This is a genomic window from Stenotrophomonas sp. 2YAF22 (genome assembly GCF_052114665.1).
Taxonomy (GTDB): domain Bacteria; phylum Pseudomonadota; class Gammaproteobacteria; order Xanthomonadales; family Xanthomonadaceae; genus Stenotrophomonas; species Stenotrophomonas indicatrix.
In genome coordinates, this window is sequence record NZ_JBFRFE010000049.1 from 1 (window position 1) to 12244 (window position 12244).

The following is a 12244-nucleotide window of genomic DNA, read 5'->3' on the forward strand; positions in this document are numbered from 1 at the left end:
GGCCCTTCTTGAGTGAACGTGCCATGGTCGATTAGCCCCTACGATCGCGGACGATGAACTGCTGAGTGCGCTTGTTATGGCGCGTCTTGTAACCCTTGGTCGGAACACCCCACGGGGTGACCGGATGCGGGTTACCCTGGCCGGCCTTCGCCTCACCACCACCGTGCGGGTGGTCAACCGGGTTCATGGCAGCACCACGAACGGTCGGGCGGACGCCGCGCCAGCGCTTGGCACCGGCCTTGCCCAGCTTTTCCAAGCTGTGCTCGTCGTTGCCGACTTCGCCGATGGTCGCGCAGCACTCAACCGGAACCTTGCGCATTTCACCCGAGCGCAGGCGCAGGGTGGCGTAGATGCCTTCACGAGCGACCAGCTGCACGGCAGCACCCGCAGCGCGGGCGATCTGAGCGCCCTTGCCCGGCTTCAGCTCGATGCAGTGGATGGTGGTACCGACCGGGATGTTGCGCAGCGGCAGGGTGTTGCCCGCCTTGATCGGAGCATCCGAACCAGCGATCACCTGATCACCAGCCTTCAGACCCTTCGGGGCGATGATGTAGCGACGCTCGCCGTCGACGTAGCACAGCAGKGCGATRTGCGCGGTGCGGTTCGGATCGTATTCRATGCGTTCCACGCGCGCCGGGATGCCCAGCTTGTTGCGCTTGAAGTCAATCAGGCGGTAGTGCTGCTTGTGGCCACCACCGACGTGACGCACGGTGATGCGGCCGTGGTGGTTGCGACCACCCGAACGGCTCTGCGACTCGACCAGCGGAGCGTGCGGAGCGCCCTTGTGCAGGTCGGGAGTAACCACGCGCACGGCCGAACGGCGACCGGGAGAAGTGGGCTTGAATTTCATCAATGGCATGGGATGTACCTCAGGCCTTGGCCGTTACATCGATCGACTGGCCGTCGGCCAGGCGAACGTACGCCTTGCGCCAATCGCCGCGGCGGCCAGCACGGTTACGGAAGGACTTGTTCTTGCCCTTGACGTTGACCACGTTGACTGCTTCGACCTTGACGTCGAACAGCTGCTCAACCGCGGCCTTTACATCGGCCTTGGTGGCTTCGTTCGAAATTTCGAAGACGTACTGATTGGAGAGTTCCTGCAGGCGCGCGGTCTTTTCGGAGACACGCGGGGCGAGCAGCACGCTGAAGATTTTTTCGTTGCTGTTCATGCCAGCCACTCCTCGACCTTCTTGACCGCGTCAGCGGTGATGACGACCGTGTCGGCACCGACCAGCGACACCGGATCCAGGCCCTGGACGTCACGCACTTCCACGTAGGGAATGTTGCGCGCCGACAGGTACAGGTGCTCGGAGGCTTCTTCAGTGACGATCAGCGGGCGCTTGCCCACTTCCAGGCCGGCCAGCTTGGCGATCAGAGCCTTCGTGTTGGTCGCTTCGACATCGAAGGACTCCACGATGGTCAGACGGCCCTGACGGTTCAGCTCGGACAGGATCGCGCACATGGCGGCACGGTACTGCTTACGATTGACCTTCTGCTCGAAGCTGCGCGGCTTTGCCGCGAAGGTGACACCGCCGCCGACGAAGATCGGAGCCGTCAGTGCGCCATGACGCGCGCCGCCGCCCTTCTGCTTCTTCGACTTCTTGGTGGTACCTGCCACTTCGGAGCGAGTCTTCTGCGCCTTGGTGCCGGCGCGACCGGCGTTGCGGTAAGCAACGACAACCTGGTGAACCAGATCTTCGCTGAAATCGCGACCGAACACGGCGTCGGAGACCGAGACCTTGTTATTGCTACCCGTGATAACGAGTTCCATCGTCATCTCTCCTTATGCCTTGCTCGCCGGACGGACGATCACGTCGCCACCCGCCGCGCCCGGAACGGCGCCGCGAACTGCGATCAGACCGCGCTCGACGTCGACCTTGACAACTTCCAGGTTCTGGGTGCTCTGCTGCACGGCGCCCATGTGACCGGACATCTTCTTACCCGGGAACACGCGGCCGGGCGTCTGGCGCTGACCCAGCGAACCCGGCGCGCGATGCGACAGCGAGTTGCCGTGGGTAGCGTCACCCATACGGAAGTTGTAGCGCTTGATGGTGCCCTGGAAGCCCTTACCCTTGGTGACACCCTGGACGTCGACGATCTGGCCGACTTCAAAGATGTCCGCCTTGACTTCGCCACCCACGGCGAAATCGCCGAGCTGGGCGTCTTCAACGCGGAATTCCCACAGGCCACGGCCCGCTTCCACTTTCGCCTTGGCGAAGTGGCCGGCTTCCGGCTTGTTGACCAGGGCAGYGCGACGCGCACCGACGGTCACCTGCACGGCGCTGTAGCCGTCAGTTTCGACGGTCTTGATCTGCGCGATGCGGTTGGGGGTTGCTTCGATCAGGGTCACCGGGATGGAACGGCCATCTTCGGTGAACACGCGGCTCATGCCAGCCTTGCGGCCCACGAAGCCCAACGAATACTTCTTCGTCATGGTCGTAGTCCTCAGGTCAGCTTGATCTGAACGTCGACGCCGGCAGCCAGTTCGAGCTTCATCAGCGCGTCCACGGTCTTGTCATTCGGGTCAACGATATCGAGCACGCGCTTGTGCGTGCGGGTCTCGTACTGGTCACGCGCGTCCTTGTCGACGTGCGGGGAGACGAGGATGGTGTAACGCTCGATCTTGGTCGGCAGCGGGATCGGGCCACGCACTTGCGCGCCGGTCCGCTTCGCCGTCTCAACGATCTCGCTGGCCGAACGGTCGATCAGACGATGATCGAACGCTTTCAGCCGGATCCGGATCTTTTGGTCCGCCATGGCGGTAGGTTCCTTCGATAAAAGAGCGACAGACAAAGCCTCTGGGTTGCTTTGCCCCATGAAATCCCTGAATACAGACGGCCCGCATTCCCGCAGGCCGACAAGGTCAATCCGTAGACCCCAAATGCATAGGCAGACCCGTGAAACCGGCCTGCCCAGACGGAGAAGCATAATGGCACGCAAGGCAGCTGTCAACAGTCTCCTGTTGACGCCGCCTGAATGGCATTGACCCTTCCTGGTCTGGGGAACACAAAGCACATCCTGTGCCTACTTTCCCGTTTGATACGCCCCGATGCCCTACCCAGGCAACATCGGGGCGCAGATTCTAACAGATTACTCGAGGATGGTGGCAACCACGCCAGCACCGACGGTACGGCCACCTTCGCGGATTGCGAAGCGCAGGCCGGCRTCCATGGCGACCGGGTTGATCAGGGTGACAACCATCTTGATGTTGTCGCCCGGCATCACCATCTCGACGCCTTCCGGCAGCTCGACCGCACCGGTGATGTCGGTGGTACGGAAGTAGAACTGCGGACGGTAGCCCTTGAAGAACGGGGTGTGACGGCCRCCTTCRTCCTTCGACAGGACGTAGACTTCGGCGTCGAACTTGGTGTGCGGCTTGATCGAACCCGGCTTGGCCAGAACCTGGCCACGCTCGACGTCGTCACGCTTGGTGCCGCGCAGCAGCAGACCGGCGTTGTCGCCTGCCTGRCCCTGGTCCAGCAGCTTGCGGAACATTTCCACGCCGGTCACGGTGGTCTTCTGCACCGGACGGATGCCGACGATTTCGATTTCTTCGCCGACCTTGATCACGCCGCGCTCGATACGACCGGTCACCACGGTGCCGCGGCCCGAGATCGAGAACACGTCTTCGACCGGCATCAGGAATGCCTTGTCGACGTCACGCTCCGGGGTCGGGATCCAGGTGTCCAGCGCCTCGACCAGCTTGATGACGGCCGGCACGCCGATGTCGCTCTGGTCGCCTTCCAGCGCCAGGCGGGCCGAACCCGAGATGATCGGGGTGTCGTCGCCCGGGAAGTCGTACTTGCTCAGCAGCTCGCGGACTTCCATTTCGACCAGTTCCAGCAGCTCGGCATCGTCCACCATGTCGGCCTTGTTCAGGAACACGACGATGTACGGCACGCCGACCTGACGCGACAGCAGGATGTGCTCGCGGGTCTGCGGCATCGGGCCGTCAGCGGCCGAGCACACCAGGATCGCGCCGTCCATCTGGGCAGCACCGGTGATCATGTTCTTGACGTAGTCAGCATGGCCCGGGCAATCGACGTGGGCGTAGTGACGAACGGTGGATTCGTATTCGACGTGCGCGGTCGAGATCGTGATGCCACGTGCCTTTTCTTCCGGCGCGGCGTCGATCGCGGAGTAATCCTTGAACTCGCCACCGAAGCGCTCGGCACCGATCTTGGTCAGTGCGGCGGTCAGCGTGGTCTTGCCGTGRTCGACGTGACCGATGGTGCCGACGTTGACGTGCGGCTTGGTGCGCTCGAACTTACCCTTKGCCATTTCGTTCTACCTTTTAGTTCGTAAGTGGTTTGGAGGACCTGAGCGTTACGCTCAGGCCTTCTTCATGACTTCGTCGGCGATGTTGTTCGGCGCCGGCTCGTAGTGGTCAAATTCCATCGTGAAGGTGGCGCGGCCCTGGGTCTGCGAACGCAGCGAGGTCGCGTAGCCAAACATTTCGCCCAGCGGGATCATCGCGTTGATGATGCTGGCCGAACCGTCACCGGTGGTATCAGAACCCTGCAGAACGCCACGACGACGGCTGACGTCGCCCATCACGTCACCCTGGTAATCCTCCGGGGTCACGATCTCGACCTTCATGATCGGCTCCAGCAGGACCGGCTTGGCCTTGCGGAAGCCTTCCTTGAAGGCCATCGAGGAAGCGAGCTTGAACGCCATTTCCGAGGAGTCGACGTCGTGGTACGAGCCGAACACCAGCTTCACCTTGACGTCCACGACCGGGAAGCCAGCCAGCGGACCGCTGGTGATGGTTTCGCGCAGGCCCTTTTCGATCGACGGGATGAATTCCTTCGGAATCACGCCACCGGTGATGTCATTGATGAACAGGAAGTCGTCCTTGATGCCAGCGGCGATCTTCGGATCTGCACGATCGGCATCGGTGATCGGCGACAGCTCGATCACGACGTGACCGTACTGACCCTTACCACCGGACTGCTTGGCGTGCTTGTAGTCCGACTTCACATCCGACATGGTGATCGTTTCGCGGTAAGCCACCTGCGGCTTGCCGACGTTGGCTTCAACGTTGAACTCGCGCTTCATGCGGTCAACGATGATGTCCAGGTGCAGCTCGCCCATGCCCGAGATGATGGTCTGGCCGGATTCTTCGTCGGTCTTGACGCGGAACGACGGATCTTCCTGCGCCAGACGACCCAGTGCCAGACCCATCTTTTCCTGGTCGGACTTGGTCTTCGGCTCGACGGCCATCGAGATGACCGGCTCCGGGAACACCATGCGCTCGAGGATGATCGGCTGATCCATGGAGCACAGGGTGTCACCCGTGGTGGTGTCCTTCAGGCCCACGGCAGCGGCGATGTCGCCTGCCAGCACTTCCTTGATTTCTTCGCGGTTGTTGGAGTGCATCTGCAGGATACGGCCGATGCGCTCCTTCTTGCCCTTCACCGAGTTCAGCAGCTGGTCGCCTGCATTCAACGTGCCCGAGTAGACACGGAAGAAGGTCAGCGCGCCGACGAACGGATCGGTGATGATCTTGAAGGCCAGGGCCGAGAAGGGAGCCTTGTCGTCAGACTTGCGGCTCATTTCCTTGGTTTCATCGTCAACGTCGGTACCGGTCACGTCCGGCACGTCGATCGGCGACGGCAGCAGCTGGATCACGCCGTCCAGCATGGCCTGCACGCCCTTGTTCTTGAACGCCGAGCCGCAGTACATCGGCACGATGTCGGTCGCCAGGGTGCGCACGCGCAGGGCTTCGATGATCTCGGCTTCGGTCAGCTCATCGCCGCCCAGGTACTTGTCCATCAGCTCTTCGCTGGCTTCGGCAGCCGCTTCGATCATGAAGGTACGGGCTTCGGTTGCTTCAGCCAGCAGGTCGGCCGGCACATCGCTGTACTCGAACTTCATGCCCTGCGAAGCTTCATCCCAATGGATGGCCTTCATCTTCAGCAGATCGACGACGCCCTTGAAGCCTTCCTCAGCGCCGATCGGCAGCTGCATCGGAACGGCCTTGGCACCCAGCTTCGCCTTCAGCTGGCCAACGACCTTGCTGAAGTTGGCACCGGTACGGTCCATCTTGTTGACGAACGCGATGCGCGGCACCTTGTAACGGTTGGCCTGGCGCCACACGGTTTCCGACTGCGGCTGCACGCCACCGACGGCACACAGCACGAAGACGGCACCGTCGAGCACGCGCAGCGAGCGCTCCACTTCGATGGTGAAGTCGACGTGCCCGGGGGTGTCGATGATGTTGAAGCGGTGCTCCGGCAGGGACTTGTCCATGCCCTTCCAGAACGCGGTGGTCGCAGCGGACTGGATCGTGATGCCACGCTCCTGCTCCTGCTCCATCCAGTCCATGGTGGCGGCGCCGTCATGCACTTCACCGATCTTGTGGCTCTTGCCGGTGTAGAACAGGATGCGCTCGGACGTGGTGGTCTTGCCGGCATCGATGTGAGCCATGATGCCGAAATTGCGGTAACGCTCGATGGGAGTGGAACGGGCCACGGGGAGCCTCTCAGATTTCTTGGATTTCGGATGGCCGAACGCCGCCTTTCGGCGGCCTTCGGATTGGCGCAGCCCTTCTGGGGCCGCGAGGCAGCACCGAGATGGTGCTGCCCTGCCTGTTTTACAAGGCCGTCAAACTCACCAGCGGTAGTGGGCGAATGCCTTGTTGGCTTCGGCCATGCGGTGGGTTTCTTCGCGCTTCTTGATGGCGCCGCCACGGTTTTCCGCAGCGTCGATCAGTTCAGCGGCCAGCTTCTTCGGCATGGTGTTCTCACCACGCTTGCGCGCGGAGTCGATCAGCCAACGCATGGCCAGGGCCATCTTGCGCGAGGCGCGCACTTCGACCGGCACCTGATAGGTGGCACCACCGACACGGCGGGACTTGACTTCGACCRACGGAGCCACGTTTTCCAGAGCCTTCTGAACCAGCTCGACGGAATTCGGGTTCTTCTCACCGATCACGTCCATGGCGCCATAGACGATCTTTTCAGCGACCGACTTCTTGCCGCTCAGCATCACCATGTTGATGAAACGGGCGATGGTTTCGCTTCCGTGCTTCGGATCCGGCAGGACTGCGCGCTGCGGCGTATTACCTTTACGAGACATGTGTGCTTTCCCTTAGCTCTTCGGACGCTTGGCGCCGTACTTGGAACGGCCCTGGCGACGCTTGGCAACGCCGGAGGCGTCGAGCGAACCACGAACGGTGTGGTAACGCACACCCGGCAGATCCTTGACGCGACCGCCACGGATCAGGACCACGGAGTGCTCCTGCAGGTTGTGGCCTTCACCGCCGATGTAGGAAATCACTTCTTCCTGGTTGGTCAGGCGAACCTTGGCAACCTTGCGAAGGGCCGAGTTCGGCTTCTTCGGAGTAGTGGTGTAAACGCGCGTGCAGACGCCACGGCGCTGGGGGCACTTTTCGAGAGCCGGCGAGGCGCTCTTATAAGTGGTTGCCTGCCGCGGCTTGCGGACAAGCTGATTGATCGTCGCCATCAGTATGTTCTTCTGAGAGAGGCCGAAAAAACCGGCCATGAATGCGGATATGTGCGAGCAGGCGAAAGACCGGCCTGCTGAGACAGACGATTGTAGCAACCTGGCGAAAACGCGGTCAAATGCGCACACGCCAAGCCAGCCCTGATCCTGGGCCGTTACAGGGGAGCCTTCTCCATGCCCCCCGTTCAGGTTGTCGCCCGACCCATCGCTGGGCCGGGGCGGCATCCTACCTCATCGACGGCGAACAGACCAGCGGCCTGGGCCCTCGAGTGCAGATCCCGCCGAAGCGGGTCCTGCGTGATACGTGTCCGGCACGGAGCCGGACCATGAAGCAGGGACCGGCCGATGGCCGCCCCCTGCCCGATCGAGGTCCGGCCTGAGCCGGACCGGCCGATCAATCCTCGGCCTGCTCGGCGTCGGTCGACTCCACCACCACTTCCGGTGCTGCCACGGCCACGGCGGCTGCAGCTGCCGGGGTGCCGGCCAGGGTCTGCATTTCCGAGTCCGTCAGCCCGCTCGCATTGCGGCGGCGGTTGGCGTGGTAGGTCAGACCGGTACCGGCCGGAATCAGACGGCCGACGATCACGTTTTCCTTCAGGCCGCGCAGGTTGTCCTTGGTGCCGCGGACGGCAGCCTCGGTCAGCACGCGGGTGGTTTCCTGGAAGGAAGCAGCCGAGATGAACGATTCGGTAGCCAGCGATGCCTTGGTGATGCCCAGCAGGACCGGATCGAAGCGAGCAATCAGCTCGTTGCGGGTGGTCAGGCGTGCATTTTCCTCGATGACGCGCTGGCGCTCGACCTGTTCGCCGTTCAGGAACTTGCTGCTGCCCTGATCGGTGATCTCGACCTTGCGCAGCATCTGGCGGGTGATCACCTCGATGTGCTTGTCGTTGATCTTCACGCCCTGCAGGCGGTACACGTCCTGGATTTCCTTGACCAGGTAGGCGGCCAGCGGCTCGACACCCAGCAGACGCAGGATGTCCTGCGGGCTCGGCTCGCCRTCGACGATGGTTTCGCCCTTGGTCACGTGCTCACCTTCGAACACGATGACCTGACGGTACTTCGGAATCAGCTCTTCGTGTTCCGAACCATCGGTGTCCTTGATGATCAGGCGCTGCTTGCCCTTGGTGTCCTTGCCGAAGCTGATGATGCCCGAACGCTCGGCCAGCACCGCCGGATCCTTCGGCTTGCGCGCTTCGAACAGATCGGCCACGCGCGGCAGACCACCGGTGATGTCGCGGGTCTTGGACGCTTCCTGCGGGATCTTGGCAACCACGTCACCCACGCCGACGGCAGCGCCGTCCTGCAGGTTGACGATCGAGCGCGGCGGCAGCAGGTACTGCGCCGGCAGGTCGGTGCCCGGAATCGACAGGTCGTTGCCCTTGCCATCGACGATGCGGACGATCGGGCGCAGATCCTTCGCCTGGGCGCCGCGGCGCTTCGGGTCGGTGATTTCGCGCGACGCCAGGCCGGTCAGCTCATCGGTCTTCTCGATGACGGTAATGCCGTCGACGAAGTCGATGAAGCGGATGAAACCGGCCACTTCCGAAACGATCGGATGGTTATGCGGATCCCAGTTGGCCACGGTCTGGCCAGCCTTGACCGCATCACCGTCCTTGGAGGTGATGGTCGCACCGTACGGCAGCTTGTAACGCTCACGCTCACGGCCGTGCGCATCGAGCACCGACATTTCACCCGAGCGCGACACCGCGACCAGCGAGCCGTTGGCATGGGCAACCGACTTGAGGTTGCTGAACTTGACCGAGCCGGTGGTCTTGACGGTGATGTTGTCGACCGCAGCAGCTCGCGATGCCGCACCACCGATGTGGAACGTACGCATGGTCAGCTGGGTACCCGGCTCACCGATGGACTGCGCGGCGATGACGCCGACCGCTTCACCGATGTTGACCAGGTGGCCACGGGCCAGATCGCGGCCGTAGCAGCGAGCGCAGACGCCGAAGGCCGATTCGCAGGAGATCGTCGAGCGGACCTTGATGGTCTGCACGCTGGCCTCTTCAAGCTTGGCGACCCATGCTTCGTCGAGCAGGGTGTTGCGGGTGACGATCGGATCTTCGTCGTTGCCCGGCAGGAACACGTCCTCGGCAACCACGCGACCCAGCACGCGATCCTTCAACGGCTCGACCACGTCGCCGCCTTCAACGATCGGGGTCATGATCAGGCCTTCGGAGGTACCGCAGTCCACCTCGGTGATCACCACGTCCTGCGCCACGTCGACCAGACGACGGGTCAGGTAACCCGAGTTCGCCGTCTTCAGCGCGGTATCGGCCAGACCCTTACGGGCACCGTGGGTGGAGTTGAAGTACTCCTGCACGTTCAGGCCTTCGCGGAAGTTCGCCTTGATGGGCGTCTCGATGATCGAGCCRTCSGGRCGRGCCATCAGGCCACGCATGCCGGCCAGCTGACGGATCTGCGCCTGGCTGCCTCGTGCACCGGAGTCGGCCATGATGTACAGGGAGTTCATCGACTTCTGGTCGATGGTCTCGCCCTTGGCATTGATGACCTTCTCGGTACCGATGGTGTCCATCATCGCCTTGGCGATGCGCTCATTGGTGCGCGACCAGATGTCGACCACCTTGTTGTAGCGCTCGCCGGCGGTGACCAGACCCGACTGGTACTGCTCCTGGATTTCCAGCACTTCGGCTTCGGCCTCGGTGAGGATGCCCTTCTTCTCGTCCGGGATCAGCATGTCGTCGATGCCGATCGAGACGCCGGCACGGGTCGCGTAGGCGAAGCCGGTGTACATCAGCTTGTCGGCGAACACGACCGTGTCCTTCAGACCCAGCTGGCGGTAGCTGGAGTTGATCAGGCGGCTGATGTTCTTCTTGGTCAGCTCGGTGTTGGCCAGCGCGAACGGCAGGCCTTCCGGCAGGATTTCAGCCAGCAGGGCGCGACCGATGGTGGTATCCACGATCGAGGTCTTGCTCTGCTTGTTGCCCTCCTCGTCGGTCACCACCTCGGTGATGCGGACCTTGACGCGCGCATGCAGTTCCACCACGCGGTTGTCGTAGGCGCGCTTGACTTCGGCGATGTTGGCGAAGGCCATGCCCTCGCCCTTCTTGTTTTCCAGCGAGCGGGTCATGTAGTACAGACCCAGCACGACGTCCTGCGACGGCACGATGATCGGCTCGCCGTTGGCCGGCGACAGGATGTTGTTGGTGGACATCATCAGCGCACGCGCTTCCAGCTGGGCTTCCAGCGAGAGCGGCACGTGGACGGCCATCTGGTCACCGTCGAAGTCGGCGTTGAACGCAGTGCAGACCAGCGGGTGCAGCTGGATGGCCTTGCCTTCGATCAGCACCGGCTCGAACGCCTGGATGCCCAGACGGTGCAGGGTCGGCGCACGGTTCAGCATCACCGGATGTTCGCGGATGACCTCTTCCAGGATGTCCCAGACTTCGGCTTCTTCGCGCTCGACCAGCTTCTTGGCGGCCTTGATGGTGGTGGCCAGGCCACGACGCTGCAGCTTGGCGAAGACGAACGGCTTGAACAGCTCAAGCGCCATCTTCTTCGGCAGGCCGCACTGGTGCAGGCGCAGGTACGGACCGACCACGATGACCGAACGGCCCGAGTAGTCCACGCGCTTGCCGAGCAGGTTCTGACGGAAGCGACCCTGCTTGCCCTTGATCATGTCGGCCAGCGACTTCAGCGGGCGCTTGTTGGTGCCGGTGATGGCACGGCCGCGACGACCGTTGTCCAGCAGCGCATCGACCGATTCCTGCAGCATGCGCTTTTCATTGCGCACGATGATGTCCGGCGCGCTCAGTTCGAGCAGGCGGCGCAGGCGGTTGTTGCGGTTGATGACGCGGCGGTACAGGTCGTTCAGATCGGAGGTCGCGAAGCGGCCACCATCCAGCGGAACCAGCGGACGCAGGTCCGGCGGCAGCACCGGCAGCACGGTCATGACCATCCACTCCGGACGGTTGCCCGATTCCAGGAAGGCTTCGATCAGCTTGATGCGCTTGGTCAGTCGCTTGAGCTTGGTTTCCGAACCGGTGCTGGCGATCTCTTCGCGCAGGCGGGTCATTTCCGACTGCAGGTCGATGGTGCGCAGCAGTTCGTACACGGCCTCGGCGCCCATGGCGGCGTCGAAGTCGTCGCCATGCTCCTGGCGGGCCTGCAGGTACTGTTCTTCGGTCAGCAGCTGGCGGCGCTCCAGGGCGGTCAGGCCCGGCTCGGTCACCACGTAGGCTTCGAAGTACAGCACGCGCTCGATATCGCGCAGGGTCATGTCCAGCATCAGGCCGATGCGCGACGGCAGCGACTTCAGGAACCAGATGTGCGCGACCGGCGAGGCCAGGTCGATGTGGCCCATGCGCTCGCGACGCACCTTGGCCAGGGTCACTTCGGTGCCGCACTTCTCGCAGACCACGCCGCGGTGCTTCATGCGCTTGTACTTGCCGCACAGGCACTCGTAGTCCTTGACCGGTCCGAAGATGGCGGCGCAGAACAGGCCGTCACGTTCCGGCTTGAAGGTACGGTAGTTGATGGTTTCCGGCTTCTTCACTTCGCCGAAGGACCACGAACGGATCAGGTCCGGCGAAGCCAGCGCGATCTTGATCGCGTCGAAGTCCAGCGTCTGGCGCTGCTGGTTGAAGAGGTTGAGCAGGTCTTTCATGGTGTTCTCCAGAAGGAGGAATGCTGTGTCGATGGGCTTTCAGTTGACTGCCAGCGGCGCGGCGGCGGTGGTGAAGGAAATCCGCTCGCTGGCCATCAACATGGAACTGGAAGACAACTGATCCATGCCGGCGCGGCGGCC

Annotated in this window: 10 protein-coding genes; all 10 read right to left on the reverse strand. The window is 62.7% G+C overall.

Annotated features, from left to right (window positions below; all coding sequences use genetic code 11):
* Positions 1 to 31: 31 nt before the first annotated feature.
* The 10 genes from rplB to rpoC all read right to left on the reverse strand — a co-directional run bounded on the left by rplB (position 32) and on the right by rpoC (position 12103).
* Complete coding sequence (rplB, locus tag AB4Y84_RS03665; RefSeq protein WP_025879304.1) at positions 32 to 859, reverse strand: 50S ribosomal protein L2; 828 nt, start codon at positions 857 to 859, stop codon at positions 32 to 34.
* Between the two features lie 10 nt (positions 860 to 869).
* On the reverse strand, positions 870 to 1169 hold the full coding sequence (rplW, locus tag AB4Y84_RS03670) for a 50S ribosomal protein L23 (protein ID WP_025879303.1): 300 nt from the start codon (positions 1167 to 1169) through the stop codon (positions 870 to 872).
* Positions 1166 to 1771: a 50S ribosomal protein L4 gene (rplD, locus tag AB4Y84_RS03675; protein WP_025879302.1), complete on the reverse strand. Its 606-nt coding sequence runs from the start codon at positions 1769 to 1771 to the stop codon at positions 1166 to 1168. Before rplD ends, rplW begins: the two co-directional genes overlap by 4 nt.
* Positions 1772 to 1783: 12 nt before the next feature.
* The gene (gene rplC / locus AB4Y84_RS03680; protein ID WP_442249783.1) at positions 1784 to 2434 is read right to left on the reverse strand and encodes a 50S ribosomal protein L3; all 651 of its coding nucleotides are present in this window, start codon (positions 2432 to 2434) and stop codon (positions 1784 to 1786) included.
* 11 nt (positions 2435 to 2445) lie between these two features.
* Positions 2446 to 2757: a 30S ribosomal protein S10 gene (gene rpsJ / locus AB4Y84_RS03685; protein WP_010341589.1), complete on the reverse strand. Its 312-nt coding sequence runs from the start codon at positions 2755 to 2757 to the stop codon at positions 2446 to 2448.
* Positions 2758 to 3090: 333 nt separating this feature from the next.
* Complete coding sequence (gene tuf, locus AB4Y84_RS03690; protein WP_089238985.1) at positions 3091 to 4281, reverse strand: elongation factor Tu; 1191 nt, start codon at positions 4279 to 4281, stop codon at positions 3091 to 3093.
* A gap of 51 nt (positions 4282 to 4332) precedes the next feature.
* Positions 4333 to 6474 (reverse strand): elongation factor G, encoded by a 2142-nt coding sequence (gene fusA, locus AB4Y84_RS03695; RefSeq protein ID WP_251472291.1) that lies wholly within the window; start codon positions 6472 to 6474, stop codon positions 4333 to 4335.
* A 138-nt stretch (positions 6475 to 6612) separates the two neighbouring features.
* A complete protein-coding gene (rpsG, locus tag AB4Y84_RS03700; RefSeq protein ID WP_442249784.1) occupies positions 6613 to 7080 on the reverse strand; it encodes a 30S ribosomal protein S7 in 468 nt (155 codons plus the stop codon).
* A gap of 12 nt (positions 7081 to 7092) precedes the next feature.
* Entirely contained in the window at positions 7093 to 7467 is a 375-nt protein-coding gene (rpsL, locus tag AB4Y84_RS03705; protein WP_025879344.1) for a 30S ribosomal protein S12, read from the reverse strand.
* A 394-nt stretch (positions 7468 to 7861) separates the two neighbouring features.
* Positions 7862 to 12103 (reverse strand): DNA-directed RNA polymerase subunit beta', encoded by a 4242-nt coding sequence (gene rpoC / locus AB4Y84_RS03710; RefSeq protein ID WP_223494314.1) that lies wholly within the window; start codon positions 12101 to 12103, stop codon positions 7862 to 7864.
* Between the last annotated feature and the right edge of the window lie 141 nt (positions 12104 to 12244).

Coding starts and splice junctions, on each gene's coding strand:
- rplW (WP_025879303.1), bottom strand. CDS start 1,169: ATGAACAGCAACGAAAAAATCTTCAGCGTGCTGCTCGCCCCGCGTGTC.
- rplD (WP_025879302.1), bottom strand. CDS start 1,771: ATGGAACTCGTTATCACGGGTAGCAATAACAAGGTCTCGGTCTCCGAC.
- rpsJ (WP_010341589.1), bottom strand. CDS start 2,757: ATGGCGGACCAAAAGATCCGGATCCGGCTGAAAGCGTTCGATCATCGT.
- rpsL (WP_025879344.1), bottom strand. CDS start 7,467: ATGGCGACGATCAATCAGCTTGTCCGCAAGCCGCGGCAGGCAACCACT.